At 66.4% G+C, this 25990-nt stretch carries 18 protein-coding genes; 6 read left to right on the top strand and 12 right to left on the bottom strand.

What is annotated here, in order from left to right; translation table 11 throughout:
* Window positions 1-68: 68 nt before the first annotated feature.
* Window positions 69-878, top strand: a complete 810-nt coding sequence (gene zupT / locus AC5QAH_RS01800; protein WP_010486740.1) for a zinc transporter ZupT — start codon at window positions 69-71, stop codon at window positions 876-878.
* A 562-nt stretch (window positions 879-1440) separates the two neighbouring features.
* Here zupT and AC5QAH_RS01795 read toward each other — a convergent pair.
* The gene (locus tag AC5QAH_RS01795; RefSeq protein ID WP_495232037.1) at window positions 1441-2415 is read right to left on the bottom strand and encodes an RluA family pseudouridine synthase; all 975 of its coding nucleotides are present in this window, start codon (window positions 2413-2415) and stop codon (window positions 1441-1443) included.
* 407 nt (window positions 2416-2822) lie between these two features.
* On the opposite strand from AC5QAH_RS01795, the gene rne reads away from it, so the two are divergent.
* Window positions 2823-5984 carry a ribonuclease E gene (rne, locus tag AC5QAH_RS01790; protein ID WP_495232036.1) on the top strand — a complete coding sequence of 1054 codons (3162 nt, stop codon included), beginning with the start codon at window positions 2823-2825 and terminating at the stop codon, window positions 5982-5984.
* Between the two features lie 177 nt (window positions 5985-6161).
* On the opposite strand, the gene AC5QAH_RS01785 is transcribed toward rne, so the two are convergent.
* From AC5QAH_RS01785 to AC5QAH_RS01740, 10 genes are all read right to left on the bottom strand, one after another.
* Window positions 6162-7049 carry an endonuclease/exonuclease/phosphatase family protein gene (locus tag AC5QAH_RS01785; RefSeq protein ID WP_019336628.1) on the bottom strand — a complete coding sequence of 296 codons (888 nt, stop codon included), beginning with the start codon at window positions 7047-7049 and terminating at the stop codon, window positions 6162-6164.
* 2 nt (window positions 7050-7051) lie between these two features.
* Window positions 7052-10219, bottom strand: coding sequence for a discoidin domain-containing protein (locus AC5QAH_RS01780; RefSeq protein WP_495232035.1), 3168 nt, complete (start codon window positions 10217-10219; stop codon window positions 7052-7054).
* Complete coding sequence (locus AC5QAH_RS01775) at window positions 10216-11052, bottom strand: carbohydrate ABC transporter permease (RefSeq protein WP_006378064.1); 837 nt, start codon at window positions 11050-11052, stop codon at window positions 10216-10218. The genes AC5QAH_RS01780 and AC5QAH_RS01775 overlap by 4 nt, the downstream gene beginning before the upstream one ends.
* Window positions 11049-11930 carry a carbohydrate ABC transporter permease gene (locus tag AC5QAH_RS01770; protein WP_006378065.1) on the bottom strand — a complete coding sequence of 294 codons (882 nt, stop codon included), beginning with the start codon at window positions 11928-11930 and terminating at the stop codon, window positions 11049-11051. The genes AC5QAH_RS01775 and AC5QAH_RS01770 overlap by 4 nt, the downstream gene beginning before the upstream one ends.
* Window positions 11927-13267: a sugar ABC transporter substrate-binding protein gene (locus AC5QAH_RS01765; protein ID WP_010486726.1), complete on the bottom strand. Its 1341-nt coding sequence runs from the start codon at window positions 13265-13267 to the stop codon at window positions 11927-11929. Before AC5QAH_RS01765 ends, AC5QAH_RS01770 begins: the two co-directional genes overlap by 4 nt.
* 4 nt (window positions 13268-13271) lie before the next feature.
* Window positions 13272-14876 carry a glucoamylase family protein gene (locus AC5QAH_RS01760; RefSeq protein ID WP_010486724.1) on the bottom strand — a complete coding sequence of 535 codons (1605 nt, stop codon included), beginning with the start codon at window positions 14874-14876 and terminating at the stop codon, window positions 13272-13274.
* A gap of 249 nt (window positions 14877-15125) precedes the next feature.
* On the bottom strand, window positions 15126-18182 hold the full coding sequence (locus tag AC5QAH_RS01755; protein ID WP_313311408.1) for a TonB-dependent receptor: 3057 nt from the start codon (window positions 18180-18182) through the stop codon (window positions 15126-15128).
* Window positions 18183-18258: 76 nt separating this feature from the next.
* Entirely contained in the window at window positions 18259-19296 is a 1038-nt protein-coding gene (locus AC5QAH_RS01750; RefSeq protein ID WP_125438023.1) for a LacI family DNA-binding transcriptional regulator, read from the bottom strand.
* A gap of 148 nt (window positions 19297-19444) precedes the next feature.
* Complete coding sequence (locus AC5QAH_RS01745) at window positions 19445-19720, bottom strand: BolA family protein (protein WP_019336633.1); 276 nt, start codon at window positions 19718-19720, stop codon at window positions 19445-19447.
* The gene (locus tag AC5QAH_RS01740; RefSeq protein ID WP_032129789.1) at window positions 19717-20016 is read right to left on the bottom strand and encodes a YciI family protein; all 300 of its coding nucleotides are present in this window, start codon (window positions 20014-20016) and stop codon (window positions 19717-19719) included. The genes AC5QAH_RS01745 and AC5QAH_RS01740 overlap by 4 nt, the downstream gene beginning before the upstream one ends.
* A gap of 375 nt (window positions 20017-20391) precedes the next feature.
* Between AC5QAH_RS01740 and AC5QAH_RS01735 the strand changes: the two genes are divergently transcribed.
* The 3 genes from AC5QAH_RS01735 to AC5QAH_RS01725 are packed head-to-tail and all read left to right on the top strand — an operon-like array spanning window position 20392 to window position 23813.
* Window positions 20392-21297, top strand: a complete 906-nt coding sequence (locus AC5QAH_RS01735) for a segregation and condensation protein A (protein ID WP_010486714.1) — start codon at window positions 20392-20394, stop codon at window positions 21295-21297.
* Between the two features lie 13 nt (window positions 21298-21310).
* Window positions 21311-22186 (top strand): SMC-Scp complex subunit ScpB, encoded by an 876-nt coding sequence (scpB, locus tag AC5QAH_RS01730; RefSeq protein ID WP_019336635.1) that lies wholly within the window; start codon window positions 21311-21313, stop codon window positions 22184-22186.
* Window positions 22179-23813, top strand: coding sequence for a pseudouridine synthase (locus AC5QAH_RS01725; protein WP_071306023.1), 1635 nt, complete (start codon window positions 22179-22181; stop codon window positions 23811-23813). The genes scpB and AC5QAH_RS01725 overlap by 8 nt, the downstream gene beginning before the upstream one ends.
* 116 nt (window positions 23814-23929) lie before the next feature.
* On the opposite strand, the gene AC5QAH_RS01720 is transcribed toward AC5QAH_RS01725, so the two are convergent.
* A complete protein-coding gene (locus AC5QAH_RS01720) occupies window positions 23930-24718 on the bottom strand; it encodes an AraC family transcriptional regulator (protein ID WP_248853726.1) in 789 nt (262 codons plus the stop codon).
* 90 nt (window positions 24719-24808) lie between these two features.
* Here AC5QAH_RS01720 and AC5QAH_RS01715 point away from each other — a divergent pair, with 90 nt between their 5' ends.
* Window positions 24809-25936, top strand: a complete 1128-nt coding sequence (locus tag AC5QAH_RS01715) for an MFS transporter (RefSeq protein ID WP_248853727.1) — start codon at window positions 24809-24811, stop codon at window positions 25934-25936.
* The last annotated feature ends 54 nt before the right edge of the window (window positions 25937-25990 follow it).

Below are 25990 nucleotides of genomic sequence, written 5' to 3'. Positions count from 1 at the left end.
CCCGCCTCGCCCTCGCCGCCCCGGCCTTGCCCGGGGCGGTTGTCTATTGACCAGGACCGCGTCGGTACATGCTGCAGATTCCTCCCGAAAACATCTGGATCGCACTGGCGGTCACTCTTGCGGCCGGCCTCGCCACCGCCATCGGCAGCCTGCTGGTGCTGTTCTCACGGCGCCCCAACCCGCGCCTGCTGGCATTCGGCCTGGCCTTCGCCGGCGGCGCGATGGTCTATGTGTCGCTGTCGGAGATCCTCAACAAGTCCATTGCTTCGTTCGCGCTGGCCTATGGCGAGCGTACCGGTTTCACCTACGGCACCCTGGCCTTCCTGCTGGGCGTGATCGTGATCGTGCTGATCGACCACTTCATTCCCAACCCGCACGACAGCCTGGACAAGCAGGACCCCGCGTTCCGCGAGAACAGCCGCGAGTACCTGAAGCGGGTCGCACTGCTGACGTCGGTCGCGATCACCGCGCACAATTTCCCGGAAGGGCTGGCAACCTTCTTTGCCACGCTGGAAAGCCCATCGGTGGGCATGCCACTGGCCTTCGCCATCGCCATCCACAACATTCCCGAGGGCATCGCGATCGCGGTGCCGGTGTACTTCGCCACCCAGAACAAGTTCTATGCGTTCAGTGCCAGCCTGCTGTCCGGCCTGGCCGAACCGGTGGGCGCGGCGCTGGGCTACTGGTTGTTGTCAGGATCGCTGTCGCACGCCACGTTCGGCTGGGTGTTCGGACTGATCGCTGGCGTGATGGTGTTCCTTGCGCTGGATGAGCTGCTCCCGGCGGCCAAGCGTTATGCCAAGGGCCACGAAACCGTGTATGGCCTGGTGGCCGGCATGGGCACCCTGGCGATCAGCCTGGTGTTGTTCAAGTGGTGAGGGGTTTGCAGCCAACGGGCTGAGCCCCCTCGTGGCTGGTACGTCCTGCAGTATCGAGAGGTCACGGGAGGGGTCGGCTTGCAGGGGTGTCCGCCGCTTGCTCGTGTGCGCTGTCCTGCGCACACGGCAAGACCGGGGGTGGGCGTCCTGCCCAACCCGCCCGAGGCATGCCTCGGGCCCATGCGGCGGACATCCCTGCAAGCCGACCCCTCCCGTGCCCCGTCATTTTTCCGTGCGTGCCAGCCGCGCGATGAAAGAATAAGAAAGCGAAGCCCGCGCTGCGCGCGCGAGTCGAGCGTGGCTCGACTCTACCCGGGCCGCCACGCGGCCCGGGTCTGCTCTTCTTTTGATGTTCCGTGGCTGACGCACACGCGATCTGTCGAAGGGCGGCCCGGATGGGTTGGCGGGGGTGTCCGCGGCATGGATGCCGCGGCCAAGCCCCCAAGGATGGGTTCACGGCGTCCCCCCGCCAACCCATCCGGACCGACCAAAACCGGAATCCCGCTTTGGAGGCCAGCCGCGAGGGGGCTCCGCCCGTTGGCCGGTCAGCCCCTCGCAGAGGCTACTTCAGCCGGTCCAGCGCCTCAACCAGCTCATCCGCCAGCGACGCGTTCAGCACGTATGGGCTCTTGCCGTCATCCAGCGCGAACTCCAGCGAAGCCGCGTGCAGAAACAGGCGCTTCAGCCCGATCTGCTCACGAAGCCGCTTGTTCACCGCCGGATCGCCGTACTTGTCGTCACCGGCCACCGGGTGGCCCAGATGCTGGGCGTGCACGCGGATCTGGTGGGTGCGACCGGTCTCGATGCGCACCTCGCAGTACGAATGGCCGCCGCGGCGCTCCAGCACCCGGAAGTGGCTGATCGATTCCTTGCCGATCGCATTGACCTGTACATGGCGCTCGCCGCCCTGGCGCAGGCCCACATGCAACGGCGCGTCAACCGTCATCACGCCGTCGGGCATGCGTCCGGCCAACAGCGTCAGGTAGCGCTTGCGGATGCCGGCACCGTGGTCTTCACGCAGCAGCGCCTGCAGTTCGCTCAGCGCCGACCGCTTCTTGGCCACGATCAACAGGCCTGAGGTGTCGCGATCCAGCCGGTGGACCAGTTCCAGGGTCTGCCCCGGGCGCAGCGCGCGCAGGGTCTCGATAGCGCCGAAGCTGATGCCGCTGCCGCCGTGGCTGGCCACGCCGGTGGGCTTGTTCAGGGCCAGCAGGCGGGCGTCCTCGAAGACGATGGCCTGCTCCAGGCGGCGCATGAACGCCTCCGGAGGACCGGCCTTGTCTCCCTCCTCACTGAGACGGACCGGCGGCACACGCACCTCGTCACCCGCCTCCAGCTTGCGTTCGGCCTTGGCACGGCCGCCATTCACCCGTACCTGGCCGCTGCGCACCAGCTTGTAGACCAGGCTGCGCGGGGCACCCTTCAGCTGGCCAAGCAGGAAGTTGTCCAGGCGCTGGCCGGCGCGGTCGGCGGGAACGGTGATCATGCGCACGGAAGGCTTGTCGCCAGCGGGTTTGGTCGGGTCTTGGGCGGTCATCAGGCTGTTTATTCTGTTACACTCGGGGGGCGAGATAAGGGATTGATTTCGTTGGAAGTTACTCAGGGCCAGAAGCCCAGCTTCCGACGAATCCGGCACAGTGCGCGACCACCGCCCGCGGGGCGGCCATGTTAGCGGCTCACCGGCCTTCCCGGCCATCGCCGGATGCCTGACACGCAACCGTGCTGAACATGTCCCGCGTGGCGCTCCAGCCTGGCTGACAGCTGCCTGCGGCCTGTAACACCCCAAAACCCATAAGAGTGAAGCGCTCCCGCGGCCTGCCGTGGTGTCGTAGCGCTGGAAACCCAAGCCGCCCTCCCCGCGCTTGCGCGAATGGGCGGCGAACCGTGTCCAGAGGCGAAACCCCATGGCGTTCCGCGCGGTAGCCGCTTGCGAGGAACGCAACAATGAAGCGAATGCTGATCAACGCCACGCAGGCTGAAGAGCTGCGTGTTGCCATCGTGGATGGCCAGTCGTTGTATGACATCGACATCGAACAGCCGTCGAAGGAACAGAAGAAGTCCAACATCTACAAGGGCCGGATCTTCCGCATCGAGCCCTCGCTGGAAGCGGCCTTCGTCGAGTACGGTGGTGGCCGCCATGGCTTCCTGCCGCTGAAGGAAATCTCCCGCGACTACTTCCAGGCCGGTGTCGACCACAACAAGGCCGGCATCCGCGAACTGCTGAAGGAAGGCCAGGAGATCGTCGTCCAGGTCGACAAGGAAGAGCGTGGCAACAAGGGCGCTGCCCTGACCACGTTCATCTCGCTGGCCGGCCGCTACATGGTGCTGATGCCGAACTCGCCCAGCGCCGGCGGCGTGTCCCGTCGCATCGAAGGCGAAGACCGTGCCGCCCTGAAGGACGCCCTGGACAAGCTGAACATCCCCGACGACATGGGCGTGATCATCCGTACCGCCGGCGTCGGCCGCGATGCGGAAGAGCTGCAGTGGGATCTGGACTACCTGCTCAACGTCTGGCGTGCCATCGCCGAAGCCGCGCTGAGCAAGCCGGCCCCGTTCCTGATCTACCAGGAATCGCGCCTGATCGTGCGCGCCCTGCGTGACTACCTGCGCGCCGACATCGGCGAGATCCTGGTGGACACCGAGGAGATGTACGAGCACGCCCGCGAGTTCATGCAGCAGGTGATGCCGCAGACCCTGCGCAAGCTCAAGCATTACAAGGACGACATCCCGCTGTTCAACCGCTTCCAGATCGAATCGCAGATCGAAGGCGCCTACGAGCGCAACGTGCGCCTGCCGTCGGGCGGCTCGATCGTGGTCGACCAGACCGAAGCGTTGACCGCCGTCGACGTGAACTCCTCGCGCGCCACCAAGGGCAGCGACATCGAGGACACCGCGTTCCAGACCAACCTGGAAGCGGCCGAAGAAGTGGCCCGCCAGCTGCGCCTGCGTGACCTGGGCGGCCTGGTGGTGATCGACTTCATCGACATGGCCTCCAACAAGCACCAGCGCGAAGTCGAGAACCGCCTCGCCAACGCACTGAAGTACGACCGCGCGCGCGTTCAGGTTGGCCGCATCTCGCGCTTCGGCCTGCTGGAAATGAGCCGCCAGCGCCTGCGCCCGAGCCTGGGCGAGTCCAGCCAGATCGTCTGCCCGCGTTGCGACGGCCACGGCCGCATGCGCAGCGTCGAGTCGCTGTCGCTGTCGATCATCCGCGTCGCCGAAGAACATGCGATGAAGGAAAACACCGGGCAGGTGCTGGTCCAGGCCCCGGTGGAGATCGCCAACTACCTGTTGAACGAAAAGCGCAGCGCCCTGCGCGAGATCGAGCAGCGCCACGAGGCGCCGATCGTGATCGTCGCCGACGAGCAACTGCACACCCCGCACTACACCGTCACCCGCCTGCGCGAGAACGAGCTGGGTGAAGAGAGCAACAAGCCCAGCTACCAGCGCGGCACCCCGCGCAAGTTGCCGGTGCACGCGCTGACCAAGGGCCAGCTGAACATCCCGCCGCCGGCGGTGACCCAGGTCAAGCACACCTCCCCCGCCCCGGTGCGCGAGGAAGTGGAGCCGGCCGCAACTGCCCCGGCCCCGGTCGTGGCAGCGCCGGTGGCGCCGGCCCCGAGCGGCGGCGTGATCGGTTGGCTCAAGCGCGTGTTCGGTGGCGAACCGGCCCCGGCGCCGGCGCCGGCAGCCCCGGCTGCACGCCAGCAGCAGGACGGCGGCCGCAAGGACCGCAACAAGGATCGCAACAAGGACCGCAAGGACCGTCGCGACGACAATCGTGGCAACGGCAACGCGCAGCAGCAGAAGGACGGCGGCAACCGCAAGGACCGCGGTGAGCAGCGCAAGGATGGCCGCAACGGCAACAACGGCAATGCCCAGCCGCAGCCGCAGCAGGGCAAGCAGAAGGAGCCGCAGCAGAAGGATGGCCAGCAGCAGCCGCAGCAGCAGAACAAGCCGCGCAACGAGCAGCAGGGCCAGAACCAGAACCAGAACCAGCAGCAGCCGAAGCTGAAGCAGCCCAAGCAGCCGCGTCCGCAGCAGCAGGACGGTGACAAGCCGGCCGAGAAGCCGCAGCGCGGTGCCGCCGATGCACCGGTCGACGCCGTGACCGCGGCAGCAGCCGTGGCCGCCACGGCCGCCGCCGCCAATGGGGTGACCGCACAGGAAGCCACTGCACCGGTCGCCCCGGTGGCCGCCGCTCCGGCGGACGCCGCAGTAGCGGTCGAGACCGGTGCCAACGAGGCCGAGGTGGTTGCGGTTGCCGGTGACGAGGCCGCAACCGACGCCAATGGCGAGCAGGCAGGCGAAGGCGCGACCCGCCGTCGCCGTGGCCGTCGTGGTGGCCGTCGTCGTCGTCGCGGTGGCGCCGAGAACGCCGCCGGCAGCGACGCTCTGGGTGATGACCAGGACGAGGGTGATGACAGTGATGACGCCGACGGCGCCGAGCCGAACGTCGACAGTACTGCCGGCACTGCGCCGGTCGCTGTTGCGCAGCCGGCCCGTTCGCAGCCGGAGTTCGACTTCGATGACGAAGTCGAGCCGGTCGTTGCCGACGCCGCGAAGCCGGTCCGTGCTGCCGCCGCCGTTGCCGCCGCACCGGTTGCCGTGGTGAGCAGCGCCGTGGTCGAAGCCGCCGCCCCGGTCGTGGCTGAAGTGCAGGCCCCGGTCGAAGCTGCTGCGAAGACCGAAGCGGTGTCCTCGCCGGTGCAGACCAGCATGCTCGATGCCATCGACGCCGCGACCCCGGCCCAGCCGGTAGCCGCTGCCGCGCCGGTGACCGAAGCACAGCCGGTCGCGGTTGAAGCAGCCCCGGTGGCTGAAGCCGCTCCGGTGATCGAAGCGAAGCCGGCGGCGGTCGAAGCTGCGCCGGTGGTTGAAGCCAAGCCGGTCGTCGAACCCGTCGTAGCCGCCGAACAGCCGGTCGCTCCGGTGGCGGTGGAAGCCGCGCCGATCGAAGCCGCTGCCCCGGTCGCCGAAGCGGTGGTGACGCCGTTGATCGACCCGGTCGTCGATGGCCATGCCGACGCTGCAGCCCAGGCTGCAGAAGCCAAGGCCGACGAAGAAGACGAAGAGACTGCCAAGCGCACGCCGCCGGCGAACTGATCGCTCTTTGATCGCATGAAAACGAAACGGCGGGGATCAATGATCCCCGCCGTTTTTGTTTGTGCATCGGGCGCGTGCAGCGCTCTGGAAGAGGCCGACCTTGGTCGGCGCCGTTGTTGGAGCGGACGCGGACACGTCCGTGCCAACCAAGGTTGGCACCTACCGAAGCGTGCTCCGTCAGGGTTTCGGCGCGAACTGCAGACGGGTCCACACGCCGTAGTGGTCCGAGGCCCAGCGACCGCTGTCATCGGGCTGGTCGAACAGGAGCTTGGCCTCACGCGCGACCATCTCGTCCTGCTGGAAGAAGATGTGGTCGATCCGCGAGGGTGCCTGGTAGTAGTGCCGGTTCAATGTACTGACCCCGGCCAGGTCAGTGTTGACGTGCACGCTGCCGTAGCTGTCGCCGTAGTGGCTGCGCAGCTCGCTCAGGTCACCAGCATCCACCAGCGCATTGAAGTCGCCGGCGATCACCACCGGAGCACCGGCCGACGTTGCAGTGATGAAGCGCAGCAGGTCCTCGACCTGGCTGCGGCGGATGCGCTGCCCGCTCTCGTCACTGCGCTCGTTGAGGTGCGTGGCATAGACGTTCACCGGCGTGCCATCGACGTCGATGCGCAGGTGAGCAACCGTGCGGTAGTCGTCCAACGGCTGCAGCAGATGATCCCCCTGGGCGAGGATCGGCCGCCGCGTCAGCAGCGCATTGCCGTAGCGCTTGGGCGCCCCAACCGGATCGGTGGACACGAACACGTACCTGTAGCCGAGTTGGCTGGCCAGCCATTGCGCCTGGTTGCGCACGTTGCGGCGCTGGATCACCTCCTGCAGGGCAACCGCATCCGGCTGCAGGCGCTTGAGTTCGGCCAGAATGGTGCGGCGCCGGCTCGGCCAGTCTTCGCGGTCATGATGCAGGTTGAAGGTGACCATGCTCATGCCCGGCGCGCTGGCAACGTCGGGCGCCGCGGTCGTGGCAGCCGGTTCGGCCGCCATCAACACGCCCGGCAATGTCAATGCAATGGCCAGCCCCAGGGCACGCACCGATGTGCGCACCCTCGCCCCCTGCTGCTTCATCGTTACTGTCCCTTGCGCTCGGCGCGGCGCACCGCGCTCGGCACTTCGATCTCGATCCGCGCCGGCAGCTGGTGCACGTGCAGTTCCTTGTTGATCCACTCGGCGGCTTCGCCGTTGACCGTCACCTCGCCCGGATCACCCGCGTACGGCCATGGCAGCACCACGCCCCCCACCGGCGGCACCAGGCCCGGCTGCACCTCCAGCACCAGCTGCTTGTCGCTGCGCTGCAGGCGGTAATTGAGCTGGCCCTGTGGCGTACGCAGGCCCTGCACCGCGACACCCTCACCCTGCAGCCACGCGCTCGGTACGCCGGCGGCCAGCACCAGCGCATCGTCCATGTCACGGTTGTAGGCGAACATGTCCAAGGCCGAGCGCACGAAGTCCGAGGCCACCCAGGCATGCGGCAGGTCACCGACGAAGAACGGCTTGCGCGGCGTGCGCGAGACCACTTCGGCCCACTGGTTCCAGGCCTGCGGTGCGCGGTCCTTGAAGAAGAACTCGGTGGCCTGCCAGGCGCGGTCGCGCCAGCCCAGGCGCACGAACGCGGCCACGTTGCGCCATTCGTACGGGGTGTAGTCCTTCCACTCGCGCTTGCCATCGCGCCGCGCGACGAACTCGTTCCAGTAGCGTTCGAAGGTCGCCTCCAAGGCCTGCTGCGGCAGTCGGCCCTGCTCGCCGCCAGGCGCCAGTGCGATCGTGGTCGAGGTCGCATCGAAATCGCCCAGCTCGGCCGAGCCCGGCAGGTAGTCGATGCTGTGCTGCTGCATCGCCGACAACAGCGAGGCCTGCAGGTCATCCCTGAACTGGTCGCGCGATTCGGCAATCTGCATCGCCTCGACCTTGCCCAGCTGGGTCGCCAGCAGCGCCGCGTCCTTGTAGCCGCGCAACGCCCAGAAGTTGTCCCAGTACGAGTGCATCGGCTTGGCCGAATAGCCTTCGTGGCTGATCGAGGCCGGCATCATCCCGTAGAACGCCGGGTTGCGCGCGCGGTTCTCTTCGGTGCGCTCGCTGGCGCGCAGCTGCTCCATGTAGGTGAAAGCGCCCTGCACGTGCGGCCACATCAGCTCGGTGAAGGTGCTGTCGCCGGTGTAACGCCCGTACTCGGCGATGCTGTAGATCAGCTCGCCATGGCTGTCGTTCTCCGGCACCGGATCACTGCCGCGCGCATCGACGCAGCACGGCACCTTGCCGTTCTCGAACTGGTACGGCGCATACCAGTTGATGTAGTCACGCACCGCATCGCTGCGGCCCATGCGCAGCAGGCCTTCGGAAATCATCGCGCCATCGCGGATCCAGCTGCGCGCATACGAACGCGTGCCCGGCTGCAGCCGCGGCCCGACCCGCGAGATCAGCATGTGCGCGACCGCCGTGCGCAGGGTGTCGACCAGCGGTTGGCCCGCAGCGGGCACCTGCAGCGAGACCACGCCCAGCTTCTTGCGCCATTGTTCAGCCACCTGCGCCTGCGCCTTGGCCACGTCCAGCGCCCGCGGCGCCCAGCCACCGGTCTGTGGCAGCACCACCGCCACCTCGCGGCTCTGGCCAGGCTCGAGCTTGATCGTATAGATCAACGCGCCCGACGCCATGCCGGTGCCGTCCTTCACCGCGGTCTCAGCCGGGTACTTGCCGTCCGCCAGGTGCATCGCATCGAGCTTGCCATCGAACGTACTGGCAAAGCGCGCGTCCGGCACCTGCAGCGGATAGAGGCGCGGCTCGCCGTTGACCCGTACCAGCTGCTCGCCGACATCCAGTGCATCGATGCGGCTGAAGCCACCGACGGTGTTGAGGAACTGCGTGGGCGGATTGACCTGCCACGGACGGATCGCCAGTGCCAGGGTGTATTCGTGTGCGACCTTGTCCGGATTGCTCAGCCGGTAGCGGCCGATCAGCTGCGCGCGCTCCGGCGTGCCCTGCACGAAGCCGGTCACCGCCAGGCCAACCTTTTCATGCACCCAATCGACGTTGGCGATCGGCAGGTAATGATCCTGCAGCGACTGGGTGATCGCCACCTTCGACCAGTCCAGCAGCTTGCCATCGAGGCGGATGAACGGTTCGATGCTGAAGCTGCCCTTGGCCGGCTCCAGTGCGCCGTCCTCGCTGATCAGCGCCTGTTCCTGGCCGCCATCGAGGCCGAGCAGGGTCCAGTACGGCTGCTCACCCACATAGGCACGTGGCAGCGAGCCGCGTGGCAGGTCGGCAGCGACCGAGGAGAGGAAAGCGTTCGGGGTGGCGGCAAAGGCCAGCGGCTTGAGCGTGATGTCACGGATGCCATAGCGCCAGTTCGGCCCGTCCTGCAGATCGAAGCGCACGTAGCGCGCATCGGTGTCCGGCAGCGCCAGCCAGTCGCGGCCACCGGCACCACTGGTCACTTCACGCACGGTACGCCAGTCACGGCCATCCTCGGAAGTGCGCACGGTATAGCGGCGGGCTTCCAGATTCGGCAGCCAGTCGATCACCGCACCGCCGATCTCGCGGCTCTTGTGCAGGTCCAGGCTGATGGTCTGCTGCTTGACGCCACCACTGATCCAGAACGTATCGCTCTTGCCGTCGATCATGCGGTCCTGCAGCGCGGTGGCGGTATCGGCAATCACCGATGGCACCAGCGCCGAATCATCCTGAGCTGGCAGGCCCTGCAGGGTCAGCTTGTCGAAGCACACCGTGCCGCGGCCGCCGACCTTGCTGTAGATCGTGAACTCGACCGCAGCACTGCGTGCCATCTCCTTCTCGGGCGAGGGACCCCACGCCTTGTCGATCTGGCGGCGGCGGTACTCGACCGGCGTCCACGCCCTGGGGAAGCTGTAGCCGGGCCGGTTGACCCACCAGACGTTGTCGCCACTGGTATCGATCAGCTTGAACTGCAGGTCGTTGCCCGGCGAATCACCGCGCAGCTGGAAACCGAAGCGGTAATTGACCGGGTATTCGATGTTCAGCGCGCGACGGATGCCGACGTAGCCGGAGACATCGTGGAAGTCATAGTCCAGGCACAACGCGCGGCCACCACCGGCGCCGCTGACCGGCCGCAGCGAACCGCTGACCTGGTCGGACAGCACCAGCTTCCAGGCGGCGATGTCGTCGAAGTCGTCCAGCACCTTGGGTGCCGGCAGCGCCGGTGGTGCGGCGATCGCCAGGGAGGTCCACAACAGGCCCAGTCCAACGGCGATCGCTCGCTTCATCCCTTGACGCTCCCCAGCAACAGACCTTGGATGTAGTACCGCTGCAGCACCAGGAACAGCGCCAGCACCGGGACCACGGTGACCACCGCGCCGGCCATCATCATTTCCACGTCCATGATGTGCTCGCGCGAGAGGGTGGCCAGCGCCACCGGCAAAGTGTAGTGCTCCTGATCGGTCAACACGATCAACGGCCACATGAAATCGTTCCATGCACCCATGAAGGTGAAGATCGCCAGGGTCACCAGCACGGGCTTGAGCATCGGCAGCACGATCTGGAAGAAGATGCGCAGCTCCCCTGCCCCGTCGATACGGGCCGCTTCCAGCAGCTCGTCCGGAATCGAACGCGCGTACTGCCGCACCAGGAAGATGCCGAACACGCTGGCCAGCGCCGGCACGATCACGCCGCCGAAGCTGTTGACCAGGCCCAGCTGCTTCATCAGCAGGAACAGCGGCAGCATCGCCACCTGCGCCGGAATCACCAGCGCCGCCATCAGCACCTGGAACAGGCGCTCGCGGCCGACGAAGTTCAGCTTGGCGAAGGCATAGCCGGCCATCGTGTTGAGCAGCAGCGAACCCAGCGTGATACCGACCGACACCAGCAGGCTGTTGGCGAAGTTGCCGCCCATGCCGGTGCGCGCGAACAACTCATGGTAGTTGCGCGTGGTGATGCTCGATGGCAGCAGCGGCGGCGGGAAGTGGGTCGCCTCGCCCTGCGGCATGAACGAGACCGAGAGCATCCACAGCAGCGGCGCCAGGCTGACCAGGGCCAGCACCAGCAACGCACCATTGATCAACCACGGGTACCAGCGCGACTGGCCGATTTCACGACTCATACCAACTGCCTCTTGCGGCCGAAACGCAGCATCACGGTGGTCACCGCCAGGATGATCAGGAACAGCAGGAACGCCACTGCGGAGGCGCGCCCCAGGTTCCACCACTTGAAGCCTTCCTCGAACATGAAATACAGCACGCTGACGGTGCTCTGCAGTGGGTCGCCGCGGGTCATCACGTACGGTTCGGCGAACAGCTGGAAGTAGCCCGACACGGTGATCACGCCGACCACCAGCAGCACCGGGCCGAGCATCGGCAGGGTGATGTGCAGGAACTGCTTCCAGCGCGAAGCACCGTCGATACGGGCCGCCTCGTACAGATCATGCGGGATGGCCTGCAGGCCGGCCAGGAAGATCACCATGTTGTAGCCGAAGTTCTTCCACACCGCGAACAGCATGATGGTCGGCATCGCCCAGTTGGGATCGCCCAGCCAGTCGATCGGACTGATGCCCAGATGGCCCAGGCCGTAGTTCACCAGGCCGTAGCTGGTATGGAACAGGTAGCGCCAGATCACCGCCACCGCCACCAGCGTGGTCACCACCGGCGCGAACAGGGCGGTGCGGAACAGCGCCTTGAAGCGTGCGGCCGGTGCATTCAGCAGCATCGCCGCACCCAGCGACACGCCAATCGACAACGGCACGCCGATCAACACGAAGTAGGTGGTGTTCCACAGCGACTTCCAGAACATCGGCGTCTGCAGCAGGTCGATGTAGTTGCCGAGGCCGACGAACCGCAGGTTGCTGCTGTCAGCCAGTGCATAGAGGTCGAAGTCGGTCACGCTCAGCGCCAGCGCCGAGGCGACCGGCAGGCCGAAGAACATGCCCAGCACGATCAGCGAGGGACCGGCGAAAATCCAGCCGGCAAGCGAAGTACGTTTCATTGCGCGCTCCCGGCGGCCACGGCACTGCTCGATTGCGGCGACGGCACGCGCTGCTGCAGTCGTTGTTGTTCATGCATCCAGCGGCGCTTGGCCAGCACCTTGTCCACGCGCTGGTCCAGCTCTTCCACGGCCTTGTCCTGCGCCAGGCCACCACGCACCACCTTCTCGGTGACGATGCGCATTTCCTGCACGATGCGCTCCCACTCAAGCACCTTCGGCGTCGGCTTGACCCGCTCCAGCTGGTCACGGAACGCAGCGGCCAGAGGATCATTGGCCAGCGACGGAGCGTTCCAGGTACTTCGACGCGGCGGCAGGTCGCCGATGATGGAATGGAAGCGGGCCTGGATTTCCGGGCGCGACAGGAACTCGATCAGCCTCCAGGAGGCTTCCTTCTGCTGCGACTTGCGGAAGATCACCAGGCTGGTGCCACCGGCAATACCGGCGCCCGGACCGTCCGGACCCGGCAACGCGGCCGTGCCCCACTGCCCTTCCAGCTCCTTGGGCTGCAGCTTCTTGAACTCGCGGATGTTCCAGGGGCCGGAGATGTAGAACACATTGAAGCCACGGAAAAACTCGTCCCAGACGTTGGAGATCTGCGTCTCGGACATCTTCGGCGCCCAGCCCTGCTCGAACATGTTGGCGTAGAAGGCCAGCGTGCGGCGGAACCCCGGGCTGGCGAAATTGCCGCGGGTGTCATCGTCGCGCAGCAGCGGATCGGGCTGCTGCAGCGCCAGCGACAGCTGCTGCTCGAACTCGTTGATCGGCATCAGCACCGCATAGCGGTTCGGGCCCTGCATGCGCTTGATCGCCGCCATCTGTTCGTCCCACTCCTGCCACGTGCGCGGCGGGTGGTCGTAACCGGCCTTGGCCAGCAGATCCTTGCGGTAGAAGATCAGGCGCGTATCGACATACCACGGCACGCCCACCAGCTCGCCGTGGATCACATTGGTATCCCAGATGCCTTGGAAGTAGTCCTTCGGGTCGACCACGGCCGAGCGCTGCACGAACGGCTGCAGCGGCGTCAGCGCATCAAGCTCGGCGAACTCCGGTACCCAGGTGTTGCCCAGCTGGCACACGTCCGGCAGGCCGTCGGCGGCGAACGCGGTCAGCAGCTTCTCGTGCGCGGCCGTCCACGGGATGTTCTGCACATCCACCTTGATCCCCGGATTCTCGGCCTCGAACTCATGGATCAGCTCGCTGACCACCTCCGCCTCGCGGCCCATCGCCCAGAAACGTACGGTGGTGGTGCCCGGATCGGTACGGGCGCAGCCGGCCACGGCCAATGCGGCCAAGGCAGGCAGCGCCCAGCGGCGCAGGCGGTCGATCCAGTTCGGCATCGGGTTACTTGCCCTGGCCTGTGGTGCGGTTGGCATTGTTCTTCTGTTCCTGCGCGGCAGCCGCGCGTGATTCGGCGATACCCACCGCGCGTGCCGCCGCGGCCTTTTCGTCTTTCTGCAGTTCCAGCGGCTGGAACGAACCTTCCGGTGCCAGCCAGCCACCACTGAACCCGGCCCGTTCCAGGCCCTTGCGGATGTACGGGTTCTTCTTCATCACTTCCCAGACGAAGTCATCGCGGTAGTTGGCGATCATGGTCAGGATCGGGCCCTGATCGATGGCGATGTAATCGCTGGCGACCCAGCCGCGATCCGGCACAAGGCGGCCGGTCTTGATCGGGATGTCGTAGTTGAAGCTGGGGTTGAATGAATCCAGGAAGCCGTAGCTGGAGTAGATGTAATCGCCAAAGCGCTTGTGCATCTCCAGCGTGGCCGGAATCACCTGCTCCGGCGCGAACACCACCGACGCGATCGCAGCGGTGGGAGCGATGGTGCCGTCATCGAAGTTCTCGCGCAGGCCGGCGCCGCGCGAGGAGTAATGGCGGAACTGGCGCTGCTCGCCGCGATAGTCCTGGGTGGTGTTCTGTGGTCCATCACTGGCGGTCAGGCCCCACACATTCTCGCCATACTCCTTCCACTGCATCGGGTTGGCGATGGCGTACTCGCGCTGGGCCAGTGCGGCCGAGCGGCTGTTGAGGAAGTAGGTGCTGCCGCGCTCGCGCATGTACGCATCCTGGATATCGCGGAAGTCGATCCAGACGTGGCTGTACTGGTGGCCGAACAGCGGGCCGAAGGACAGGTATTCCTGGCCCTGGTAGACGCCCCAGTCGTTGTCATAGGTACGCGTCCACACCGTCCACGCATCCGGGCTGACCGGGTGCGTCGGCGAGCCCAGGGCAAGGATGTAGACCATCATCGCCTCGTTGTAGCCCATCCAGTCGTGGTCGATGAAGCCGCTCTCGGGGAACCAGCCCATCGAGATCAGCGGTGCACGCTGCTGCAGCCACGGCCAGTCGACCTTCTTGTACAACGTGTCGGCGATCTGGCGGATCTCCTTCTCACGCGGATCGTCGCCGTCGTAGTACGACTGCGCGAACAGCACGCCCATCATCAGCAGCGCGGTATCCACCGAGGACAACTCAACCCAGCTGTCGTAGCGACGCCCTTCCTGCATGTCCAGGAAGTGGTAGTAGAAGCCCTTGTAGCCGGCCTTGCCGGTGCGCTGCGGGCCCATCGGCACGTCGCGGAAGAACTTCAGCGTGGTCAGGGTGCGGTCGATCGCCTGGTTGCGGCTGACCCAGCCGTTCTCGATGCCGATCGGGTACGCGGTCAGTGCGAAGCCGACCGAGGCGATGCTGGCGAACGGCCGCGACGGATAGCGATCCGGGGTCAGGCCATTGATCTCGTTGGTGGTATCCCAGAAGAACTGGAAGGTACGACGCTCGATGTCATCGAACAACGGCGGCAGCACCGGCTTCATCGGCCGCGGCGGTGCATCGGCCTCGATCAGGATCACCGGCGGCCGCGGCTTGGCAGGTTCCTGCTGGGCCGGCTGGCAGGCGGCCACGGCCAGGCTCAACGCTGCGGCGGACAACAGATGGCGTGCCTGCATGGCGCGATTTCTCCGGTGGTCTGATCGATGGGAAAGCATACCGTCCAATGATCTGAAATCGTTTACAAGATGCGTTCTGAAAAAACCACGGAAAACGTGGTTTGACACCGCGATCATTGCCCATGCCGCTGACCCCCTGGCCGGCAGCGGCATGGGCAATGGACCGGCGCGGGGCCGGCCATTGCCGTTTTCACGCAGCCGATGCCGCCGGCGGAGCGGCGGCATCGGTTCGTGCATCTACATCCGGGCTTAGAAGCGGAAGCCCACTTCGGCCTTGATCTGGCGCGGAGTACCGATGATGTCGCCGGTCTCGTTGTAGCTGGCCTGCAGCTTGCCGTTGGTCTTGACGTAGTTATAGGTGGAGAAGTTGTCGAAGTTGAACACGTTGATGATGTCGATACGCGCGTACAGCTCGGTATCGCCCGGCATCTTGAACGTCTTCGTCGCCTGCAGGTCAACCGACCGGTAGCCGAAGATCTTGCCACCCACCAGGAACTTGCCGGTGGCATTGGGCACGGCTGCCTGTGGGGTCGGCAGGGTGTAGCCACTGGCCTGCATCACCGGATACCAGTCGTTGACGGCGGTCGGGGTTGCCAGGGTGATCTTGCCGCCGAAGGTGATGCCCCAGAAGCCCGCGTACGAACCGGTCACCACCAGGCGGTGGCGCGGTGCGCCGTTGGAGCGGATGGTCGGATAGTCACCGATCAGACCGCGGTCAAACGCGTACTTCTCGTTGATGTCGCGGTTGTGGCGGGCGGTGGTCCAGGTGTAGGCGATCGAGGTGCCCCAGCCGCTTTCCTTGGTGAACGGCTTCTGCGCCGACAGCAGGACCTGGGTGGCACGGGTCTTGATGCCCTGCTGGCCAATGATCAGGCTGCCGAAGCCCGGCACGTTGCAGCTCCACGCCTGGCTCAGGCCCGGGTCGGTGCCACCGCACAGGCGCGGGTCATCGAAGAACTGGCCGGTCGGGTAACGGTTGCCCAGGGTGAAGGCGAAACCGTCGTAGCTCAGGGTGCGAGCGATGGTGGCATCGGTCAGCCATTCGCCGATCCGGTTGCTCATGCCCAAGCTGAACTGGTCCGAGTACGGCGCCTTCAGCTTGTTGTTCAGCAGGTCCACTTCCAGACCGGCATTGCTGGTCGCGCCGACCAGGGACTGCAGGTTGCCGATGCCGTTGAGCAGGTTCGGGTTCCAGTCATAGCAGGCGGCCTGGCCGTTGATGCAGGTGCCGGTGGCCGGGTTGCGGAAGTAGATGGTCGGCTGCGGCAAAGCCAGCTTGGTGGTTTCCAGCTGCAGGTTGTCGAACAGGTCGCGGTCGTAGGACCGGCCGGCACCGCCGTGGATCACGTGCTGCTCGTCGGCATTGATGTCATACGAGAAGCCCAGGCGCGGCTGCCAGGCATCCTTGAATGCCTTGCGGTTGTGACCGTTGCTGATGTAGTCGCTGATGTCCAGGCCACCCAGCGCCAGCGAATCGGCGTAGGTCTGTCCGGCAGGTGCACGCGGATCCTGCGAATAGATGGCGTCGACCACCTGCTGCGGGGTGACGAAGTTCAGGTAGGTCGGAGTCTTTTCGTAGTCCCAGCGCAGGCCGATGTTCAGCTGCAGGTGGTCGTTGACCTGCCAGTCGTCCTGGATGAACACGCCGTACTGCTTGGACTTCGAACGGACTTCGCCGGACACCCCCGACACGCCGGTCACCGGCTTGACGAACTGCGCCTTGTACGGAATCGAATCCGGGAAGTCCGGATCGCCCAGGGAGTAGGTGAAGGTCGGGTTGATCTGTGCCGCATCGGAGGCGTACAGGTCGATCTGCTTGTACTTCACGCCCATCTTGATGGTGTGGTCGCCGGCCCACTGGATGCCATCCAGGGTCAGGTTGTCTTCGATCGACCAGCCCTTCTGGCCCTTCACCTGCGAATCCAGTGCCGAGGCGCCACCGATCTTCACCACGGTGCGGTCTTCGGGACCGTCCGGCGCGGTGTAGGTGATGCCGTTGGCCAGGGTCAGCGGGTTCGGATTGTTGAACGAATCTTCGTGAGTCAGCATCAATTCGTTGTAGTAGCGCTCACCGCTGTGGTTCCAGCGCAGCGCGTAACGACGGTCGGTGTTGACCACTTCACGACCGGCCTCCGGCGAAGTCTGACCACTGAACTGCGACTGGGTTTCGTCGCGGTCCTGGAAGGTCAGCTCGATGCGATCATTGTCGGTCGGCTCGAAGTCGATCTTGGCGAAGATCAGGTCCTGCTGGAACGGCTGGCTGGCCGGACCAAGGCCGGCGGCGCCGATGGCCGGCAGCAGACCGGCAGCACCTGTGACCGCACCATCCGGCGCGATGGTCACCGGCAGGTCGAAGCGCTTGGCTTCGTAGGTCACGAAGAAGTGGGCCTTGTCCTGGATGATCGGGCCACCCAGCGCGAAGCCGTATTCCTTCTCCGCCGAATCCTCCTTGCCCTTGTTCGGCTGGCGTTCGGCCGGGGTCATCGCGCGCATGCTGTCGTTGGTGTAACGGTAGAAGGCTTCGCCCTTGAACTCGTTGGTACCCGACTTGGTCGCGGCGGTGACGGCAGCACTGGAGACCTGGCCGTACTCGGCCTTGTAGTTGCCGCTGATGACCTTGTACTCGCCAATGGCCAGCTGCGGGAACGGATTGCCGGCGCTGCCGGACTGGCCCGCCACGCCGCCGCCCTTCACGTAGCTCTTCTGGCCCACGCCGTCGATGTAGACGTTGGTGCCGTCGGCATTGGTGGCACCGCCGCGCAGCGAGGTGTTGCCCTTGGCATCACGGGTGAAGATCAGGCCCGGCACCGCGTCGGCGAACTCCAGGAAGTTGCGCGAGACCTGGGGCGTGGTCTGGATCTGCTGCAGGCTGACGGTCTTGCCGACTTCAGACGTGCGCACTTCCTGCAGCAGCGTTGGCGCGACAACGTTGACGGTGTCCAGGTTGGTGGCCGCGGTCGAACCCGGGGTGCTGCTGGCGGCACCGGCGAAGTTCAGGGTGGCGGTCGAGGCCACAGTGACGGTGACCTTCTGGGTCTGGCCATTGGCGACCACGTCGTAGGTGCCTGGGTCCAGGCCCATCAGCGAGTAGCTGCCGTCGGCGCGGACGGTGCCGCGACGGACGGTGCCGGTGGCGACGTTGGTGGCGGTCACTTCGGCGCCGGCCTGGGCGCCGGATACCTGGCCGCGCAAGCTGGCATTGGCCGACTGCGCCATGACGTTCGGAGCGGCGGCCAGCATCAGGCAGCTGACCAGTGCGGTGCTCAGCAGCCGGCGTGCCGGCGTGCGGAAGGTGGTGTGCATCATCAACTCAATCTCCGGGTGGCGGTAACCGCTTGCGCGGTCCCTGCGATCAATCAAAAAAGAAGGAACGCCTCTGGCTTCAACGGCCCGATGGCGGAGTGGTGGAATCGCGAACTATCAAGCGGGGAACCAGGGTCTGCTTGTCCCCTGTCCCGTCCGTGGAGGTGCCGTCCATCAACTGCAGCAGGCGCGTCATGGCCCGGTCGCCGAGCTCGGCGATGCTGACCTGCATGGTGGTCAGCGACGGGTGGACGAAACGCGCCAGTGGAATATCATCGAAACCCGCCAGGGCCACATCGGCCGGGACACGGACCCCTGCCTGCGTGAACGCATACAGGCAGCCCAGCGCCATCATGTCGTTGGCGGCGAACACGGCATCAGGCAGCGCTCCGGCTGCCAGCAACTCCTGACCGGCGCGATGGCCGGAAGCTTCGTCGAAATCACCGGGCAGCTCGATGCCTTCGGCGCCACCGCCAAAAGCCGCCAGCGCGTCACGGAAGCCGCGCAGGCGCTCGCGCGCGTCGAAGTTGAGATCCGGGCCAGAAATGAAAGCGATGCGACGGTGGCCAGCGTCAAGCAGATGACGGGTCATCGCCATCGCACCGGCGTGGTCGTCGATGCTCAGCACCGGGTGGTCCTGCCCGGGCAGATAGGTGTTGATCAACACCGTCGGCAACGACTGCGGCAGGTTGTCGGTCAGGAAACCGGGGCTCTCGGCATAGGGCGAGAGCACCAGCAGGCCGTCAACACGGCCGCGCATGGCGCGCAGGGCCGCACCCTGCTGCTCCTGGTCACCGTGGTAGCTGGACACCAGCAGGTGCTGGCGGCGGTTGCGGGCCACCCCGTCGATGCCGCGCATCAGCTCGGAGAAGAATTCGCCGTACAGGTCCGGCAACACCACGCCCACCGTATTGGTGCGGCGGCTGCTCAGGCTGCGGGCGGCGGCGTGCGGGGTGTAACGCAGCCGTGCGGCGACCTCCAGCACAAGCTGGCGGACCGGTTCGGCGACATTTTCATGCCCGTTGAGCGCGCGGGAAACCGTGGCCACGGAGACCCGGGCTTCGCGAGCGACGTCTTTGATTGTGATAGCTGCCTTGTTCACGAAGCCGCCCTCCACGGCTTGGACCTACCAGCATTGGCGCGGAATGTAAGCGTTTCCATCTGGGCTTGTAAACAGTCCGTTAGGCGAATGTCCCGAAATGGACATGAAAATCTGTCCGCGGCGAGGCCCGTGCGGACCGGCCAGGACAGTGCGGGACAAGGGCTCAGCCCTGTTCTGACGGGGTCTGCGCGCGGATGGACAACGCGTGGATGTCGGTCTCCATCATCGCCCCCAGCGCGGCGTACACCGCGCGATGCCGGGCCAGCGGGCCCAGTCCGGCAAAGCGTTCACTCACCACATGCACGTTGAAATGGCCGCGGCCATCGCGCGCACCGGCATGGCCTGCGTGGCGATGGCTGTCGTCTTCGATCTCGAGCACGCTCGGCGCCAGGGCATGCTGCAGCGCATCACGCATTCGCGAGATCCGTTCCGCGCTCACGGCAACACCTTGCGAAACGGTCGCACCTGCACGCGGGTGTAGACGCCGGCGGCCACGTACGGGTCGGCGTCGGCCCAGGCCTGGGCCTGCAGCAGCGACTCGAACTGCGCGATCACCACCGAGCCGCTGAAACCGGCCGGGCCCGGGTCTTCACTGTCCACCGCCGGGCACGGGCCGGCCAGCAGCAGGCGTCCCTCGTCGCGCAGCGCGTGCAACCGCGCCAGGTGTTCCGGCCGCGCCTGCAGCCGCTGCGCCAGCACATCCTGGCCGTCATACCCTTCGATCACATACCACACCGGCATTTCCTCGCTTGCGTTGTCGGGTCCGCAGATTCTAGCCAATGCGGCCCCTGCCCCGGCCCGGCTGGACACTGGCGCGACAAAGGCTTACCCTAGACTCCATTGCACGTGGCTGGATGCAGCAGCCCGTCGGTTTTTGCGGCCAACGCAGCCCCCGACGACCGTCCCGCTGCTTCAAACCGGTCCACCTGGCCGGGCCACGTAGACGACCTCCCCGTAGTTCCGTCGCCGCCGTTTCCTGCGGCGCGTCCTGCTGTTTGATATGTGTGGAATCGCGCCGATCCCGGCGTGTCTGGTGCCTTGGGGCTCCGTGGCGTTGGCCCGGCGAACCCGGTGCCGCGACTGGTCCGTTGCAATCCTGATGTCCATTAGATGACTTCCGAACTCGCGCTCGACGCGAACCCGCCAACCCGGCCGCCCGCCCCACAGCAGCAGGAAATGCCGCTGGCCGTGGTGCATGGGCAACCGGTCCTGCAGATTCCGCAGGACCTGTACATTCCGCCGGACGCGCTGGAAGTCATCCTGGATGCCTTCGAAGGCCCGCTGGACCTGCTGCTGTACCTGATCCGCCGCCAGAACCTGGATGTCCTGGACATTCCCGTTGCCGAGATCACCCGGCAGTACGTGGAATACATCACCGTGATGCGCGAGCTGCGCTTCGAGCTGGCCGCCGAGTACCTGGTGATGGCGGCGATCCTGGCCGAAGTGAAGTCGCGCATGCTGCTGCCACGCCCGGTCAGCGAGGAAGGCGATGAGGCCGACCCGCGCGCCGAGCTGGTGCGCCGGCTGCAGGAGTACGAACGCTTCAAGCAGGCCGCCGAGGACATCGACGCCCTGCCCCGCCAGGATCGCGACACGACGGTGGCGCATGCCTTCATGCCCGAACGCGCTACGGTGAAGCTGCCGCCGCCGGTGGACCTGAAGGAGATGCTGCTGGCCCTGCACGACGTGCTCAAGCGCGCCGAGCTGTTCAGCGGTCACGCCATCAAGCGTGAGGCACTGAGCGTGCGGCAACGCATGGGCGAAGTGCTGGGACGCCTGGAAGATGGCAAGTTCTATCGTTTTGAAGGGCTGTTCACGGCCGAAGAAGGCAAGCTGGGCGTGCTGGTCACGTTCCTGGCGGTGCTGGAACTGGCCAAGGAACAGCTGCTGGACATCGTCCAGGAAGAACCGCTGGCGCCGATCTACGTGAAATCGCTGGCCGCCGGCAACACCAATGCCCCGCTGCAGTTCAGCAGCGAGTTCGACGACAACGACGCCGCCAATGCAGACGAGTGAGCGCTGACTGCCGATGGATCAACTGCTGATCAACCGCATTGTCGAGGGTGCCTTGCTGGCCTCCAGTCAGCCGCTCACCCTGGCCCAGCTGAAGGACCTGTTCCCGGAAGAGGAACCGGCACCGCCGGGCAGCATCGAACGCGCGCTGGAACGCCTGCGCGAAGCCTGCGAAGGCCGCGGCGTGGAACTGGTCGAGGTCGCCTCCGGCTTCCGCTACCAGGTGACCGGCGAAGTGCATGGCTGGATCAGCCGGCTGTGGACCGAACGCAAGACCCGTTACACCCGCGCCACCCTGGAAACCCTGGCGCTGATCGCCTACCGGCAACCGATCACCCGCGGCGAGATCGAGCAGGTACGCGGCGTGGCGGTCAGCAGCAACATCATCCAGGCGCTGGAAGAACGCGAGTGGATCCGCGTGGTCGGCCACCGCGATGTGCCCGGCAAGCCTGCGCTGTTCGGCACCACCAAGGGCTTTCTGGATTATTTCGGCCTGAAGCGATTGGATGAGCTGCCACCTCTGTCGGAACTGAAGGACCTGGGCGAGCTGGAACCCCAGCTGTCCCTGGACCGCGATGCGCCAGCAGCAGCAAGCGCCGACGGTCCTGACATCTCGGCCGGCGACGAAGGCGCTGCCGCGAACGATGATGCCGGCCTGGCCGGCAGTGACACCCCCGATTCCGCCGACGCAGCTCCTGCGGCGGCTATCGATGAGCAAGCACCTTCGCCCCTCGATGATGGGCACCCCGATTCCGCGCCGGGCGAGCGCGCGGTGCCAGTGAACGAACGCGAAGACAACGCCGTCGCGATGACGACCGTGGCTGTTGACCAAGCCGATTCCGAACCAGAGGCCGACCTCGAAACCGTCGGCCGGAGCAAAACTGATGAGTGACACCCCCCGTAACAAGCTCTCGCTGAAGCGCGAAGCCACCTCCGAACAGTTCAAGCTGGAAGAGCGCCTGCACAAGGTGCTGGCCCAGGCCGGCCTCGGCTCGCGCCGCGCGCTGGAACAGCGCATCGCCGAAGGCCTGGTCAAGGTCAACGGTGAAGTCGCGCAGACCGGCATGTCGGTCAAGAGTGGCGACAAGATCGAACTGGATGGCCGTGGCTTCGTCGCCACCGCCCTGGCCGAGCCGTCGCGCGTGCTGGTCTACAACAAGCCGGAAGGCGAAGTGACCACGCGCGATGATCCGGAAGGCCGCCCGACCGTATTCGAATCGCTGCCGCCGCTGAAGGGCGCGCGCTGGATCGCGATCGGCCGCCTGGACATCAACACCACCGGCCTGCTGCTGGCCACCACCGACGGTGAACTGGCCAACGCCATGATGCACCCGTCTTTCGAGGTCGAGCGCGAATACGTGGTCCGCGTGCGTGCGCCGGAAGGCGAGGAAAAGGTCTCCGACGCCATCGTCGACCGCCTCACCCGTGGCGTGGCACTGGAAGACGGCCCGGCCAAGTTCGACGAGATCGAACGCATCGGCGGCACCGACTCGCACGACTGGTTCCGCGTCGTGGTGAAGGAAGGCCGCAACCGCGAAGTGCGCCGCCTGTGGGAGTCGCAGGGGTGCCAGGTCAGCCGCCTGAAGCGCACCCGCTACGGCAAGGTGAGCCTGCCGCGCGAACTGGCCCGCGGCCATTCGGTGGAACTGGGCACCACGCAGGTTGAAGCCCTGCGCGCGCAGCTGAAGCTGGAAGAAGGCGCGCCGTCGGCACTGACGCTGCAGCCGGTGATCGGCCAGCGCCGCGCCGCCAAGACCACCGTGCGCGTGCGCGAAGGTGGCCGCGGCAACGCCTACGTCAACGGCCACAACACCGCCGACGAGGGCCGCGAGCTGCGTCGTTTCGATAACGTCCGCGAAGACCGCGGCCGTGGTCGCGGCGGCAAGGGCGGCGGCTTCAAGGGTGGCCTGACGGTCAGCGGTGAAGCGGCAGCCAAGCAGTCGCAGAAGCCGTTCAAGCAGCGCGCCCAGAAGAACGATCGTTCGCTGCCGGAAGGCAACCCGGCCGCGTTCCGCACCTGGTACGTGCCGGATGGCGTGAGCACCGGCCCGAGCGGCCATCGCAATGCCGGCCCGGGCGCGCGTGGCCCCGGTGCCCGTGGTCCGGGTGCAGGCGGCCAGGGCCGTCCGTATGGCAAGCCGAAGGGTCCGGGCGCAGGCGCCGGTGGCGGCCAGGGCCGTGGCGGTTTCGGCGGTGAAGGCCGTGGCGGCGCAGGCGGCCAGGGTCGTCCGGCCGGTGCGGGCAACCGCTCGCAGGGCCAGGGCAACAAGCACCCGTACGGCCATCCGGGCAATGCCCCGAGCTTCCCGTCCGACCACGCCACGCCGGGCTTCAACCCGTATGGCAGCCCGAAGCCGGCACAGGGCGCCCGTCCGGGCGGTCGCGGTCCGGGCGGCGGCAACCGCGGTCCGGGCGGTAATCGCGGCCCGGGTGGTCCGGGTAGCAACCGTGGCCCGGGTGGCCCCGGCGGCAATCGCGGTCCGGGCGGCCCGCGCCGCAGCGGCCCGCGCGGCGGCTGATCACCGGCACGCCTGAAATGAAAAACCCCGGCGCAGGCCGGGGTTTTTCGTTGAAAAGGGGACGGAGGGGATTAAGTCGTTCTTGCCACGGCCTGTGTCGAAGAGGCGAAAGCGACTTAATCCCTTCCGTCCCCTTTTGCGTGGCGCTGGAACGCGGCGGGCGTGGTGCCGGTCATGCTGCGGAAGAAGGCGATGAACGGGCTCTCGGCGGAGAAGCCGGTGTCCTGCGCCACATGCGCCACGCGTTGGCCCAGCAGCAGCAACTCCATGGCCCGCATCAGTCGCCATTGCTGGCGCCAGGCTTGGTAGCTCATGCCGGTATCACGCTGCATCAACCGGCCGACAGTACGCGCGCTCAGGCCCGTGCGCGCGGCCAGCTCCCCCAGTTCGGGCGGCAGCTGCTCGGCCAGCGGCAGGCAACGTGCGATCCGCGGATCACGCGGTAAAGGCAGGTCCATCGGCGCCACCGGTGCAGCGGCGATTTCCAGCACGCACAACGCCAGTTGATGGTGCGCGCGCGGCGACTGCCAGTCATGGTCGAACGGCGCCTGCGCGATCGGCTCCAGCAAGGCCTGCAGCAGCGGACCGACGCCGATGATCGCCGGCTGCCGGGGCAGCTGGGCCGACAGGGTGGCGTCGAAGTACAACGAACGGTAGTCGACTGCCTGGCGCATCTGCGCACGATGGCGCAGCCCACCCGGAATCCACGCCGCGCGCGCGGGCGGCAGCAGGCTGACGCGATCACCGTAGGTCAGGCGCGTACAGCCCTGCCGGGTGTACAGCAGCTGCGCGCGTGCATGTTGGTGCCAACCCGAGTCGTGATCCGCCAGTGAGGCCGCGATCCCCAACACCGGAGCGCCCCAGGCATCGGCGTCGAAGTGCGCATCCGGCTGCAACCAGGCCATGTCTGATTTCATATATCTGATGACAGGATAGACAGAGTGCGCCATTGCGGGCGCGACCACAATGCGCGGCCCTGTTCCTGGAGCGCCCGCATGTCGCGCCGCCTGTTGTTGCTCACCATTGCACTGCTGATGTTTCCGCAGTTGGCACAGACCCTGTACAGCCCGGCCCTGGCCGATCTGGCCGAACGCTTCGCCCTGCCGCCGAGTGCCGCCAGCCAGGCCATGAGCCTGTACCTGTTCGGCTTCGCTGCAGGCGTGCTGCTGTGGGGGCGCCTGGCCGATCGTATCGGTCGTCGCCCCGCCCTTCTCTGTGGCCTCGGCGTCTTCGGAGTAGCTGCACTGGGTGGGCTGATGGCTGGCAGCTTCGGCCAGGTGCTGCTGGCCCAGGCGTTGGCCGCAGTCGGCGCCGCCGCCGCTTCGGTGGTGACCCAGACCGTGCTGCGCGACCATCTGCAGGGTCCAGCGTTGGCGCAGGCATTCTCTTGGATCGGCATGGCCCTGGCCCTGAGCCCGGCCATCGGCCTTGCACTGGGCACGCTGCTGGTCGCCGCCCATGGCTATGCCGGCGTACAGTCCGGCCTGCTGCTGGTTGCTGCCTTGCTGGCAGTCGCATGCCTGGCTGGCCTGCGCGAAAGCCGTCCTGCACATATCCCGCACACGCCCATGCTGCCGCTGCTGCGGGAACTGCTGCGCGATCGCTGGATCTGGTCACACGCGTTGCTGGTGATGGCCTTCAACGTGGCGATGTACAGCTGGTATGTGCTCGGCCCCTTCGTGTTTGCGCGCCTGCACTGGCCAGCCACCTGGTTCGGCGCCAGCGGCGCGGTGCTGGCACTGGGCTCGGCACTGGGCGCGTGGGGCAATGGCCGCCTGCTGCGTGCAGGCGTTGCCACAACCACGCGCATCCGCATCGCCGCAGGACTGGTTCTGACGGGAGGCCTGCTGGCCGCGCTGCTGCATGATCACCCTGCCCTGGTCGCGGCGATGGTGCCGGTGGTGACGGGCTTCGGCCTTGCCATTCCCAATGTGCTCGGCCAGGCCCTGCGCGGCTATCCACACTGTCTCGGCAGCGCAGGCGCGCTGTTCGGCCTGCTCTACTACCTGCTGATCGGTGCGGCAATGGCGCTGGTCGGTGCAGTGCAGCTGCTGGCACCGACCCTCATCGTGTGCGGCCTGCTGGCCTTGTGGCTGCAGCGGCAGCGTCCCGCTGCAGCCTAGGAATTGCTGCAAAAGCAGCGCACTGTGCGCGCCTTCCGGGAACGGCTTTGATTC

The organism is Stenotrophomonas sp. YJH_SMC_43 (assembly GCF_059372535.1).
The sequence above is the reverse complement of the archived record's forward strand: the minus strand, read 5'-3'. Positions and strand labels throughout refer to the sequence as shown.

Excerpts from the sequence above, each read along its gene's own strand:
- zupT (WP_010486740.1), top strand. The coding sequence starts at position 69 with ATGCTGCAGATTCCTCCCGAAAACATCTGGATCGCACTGGCGGTCACT.
- AC5QAH_RS01795 (WP_495232037.1), bottom strand. The coding sequence starts at position 2,415 with ATGACCGCCCAAGACCCGACCAAACCCGCTGGCGACAAGCCTTCCGTG.
- rne (WP_495232036.1), top strand. The coding sequence starts at position 2,823 with ATGAAGCGAATGCTGATCAACGCCACGCAGGCTGAAGAGCTGCGTGTT.
- AC5QAH_RS01785 (WP_019336628.1), bottom strand. The coding sequence starts at position 7,049 with ATGAAGCAGCAGGGGGCGAGGGTGCGCACATCGGTGCGTGCCCTGGGG.
- AC5QAH_RS01780 (WP_495232035.1), bottom strand. The coding sequence starts at position 10,219 with ATGAAGCGAGCGATCGCCGTTGGACTGGGCCTGTTGTGGACCTCCCTG.
- AC5QAH_RS01775 (WP_006378064.1), bottom strand. The coding sequence starts at position 11,052 with ATGAGTCGTGAAATCGGCCAGTCGCGCTGGTACCCGTGGTTGATCAAT.
- AC5QAH_RS01770 (WP_006378065.1), bottom strand. The coding sequence starts at position 11,930 with ATGAAACGTACTTCGCTTGCCGGCTGGATTTTCGCCGGTCCCTCGCTG.
- AC5QAH_RS01765 (WP_010486726.1), bottom strand. The coding sequence starts at position 13,267 with ATGCCGAACTGGATCGACCGCCTGCGCCGCTGGGCGCTGCCTGCCTTG.
- AC5QAH_RS01760 (WP_010486724.1), bottom strand. The coding sequence starts at position 14,876 with ATGCAGGCACGCCATCTGTTGTCCGCCGCAGCGTTGAGCCTGGCCGTG.
- AC5QAH_RS01755 (WP_313311408.1), bottom strand. The coding sequence starts at position 18,182 with ATGATGCACACCACCTTCCGCACGCCGGCACGCCGGCTGCTGAGCACC.
- AC5QAH_RS01735 (WP_010486714.1), top strand. The coding sequence starts at position 20,392 with ATGACTTCCGAACTCGCGCTCGACGCGAACCCGCCAACCCGGCCGCCC.
- scpB (WP_019336635.1), top strand. The coding sequence starts at position 21,311 with ATGGATCAACTGCTGATCAACCGCATTGTCGAGGGTGCCTTGCTGGCC.
- AC5QAH_RS01725 (WP_071306023.1), top strand. The coding sequence starts at position 22,179 with ATGAGTGACACCCCCCGTAACAAGCTCTCGCTGAAGCGCGAAGCCACC.
- AC5QAH_RS01720 (WP_248853726.1), bottom strand. The coding sequence starts at position 24,718 with ATGGCCTGGTTGCAGCCGGATGCGCACTTCGACGCCGATGCCTGGGGC.
- AC5QAH_RS01715 (WP_248853727.1), top strand. The coding sequence starts at position 24,809 with ATGTCGCGCCGCCTGTTGTTGCTCACCATTGCACTGCTGATGTTTCCG.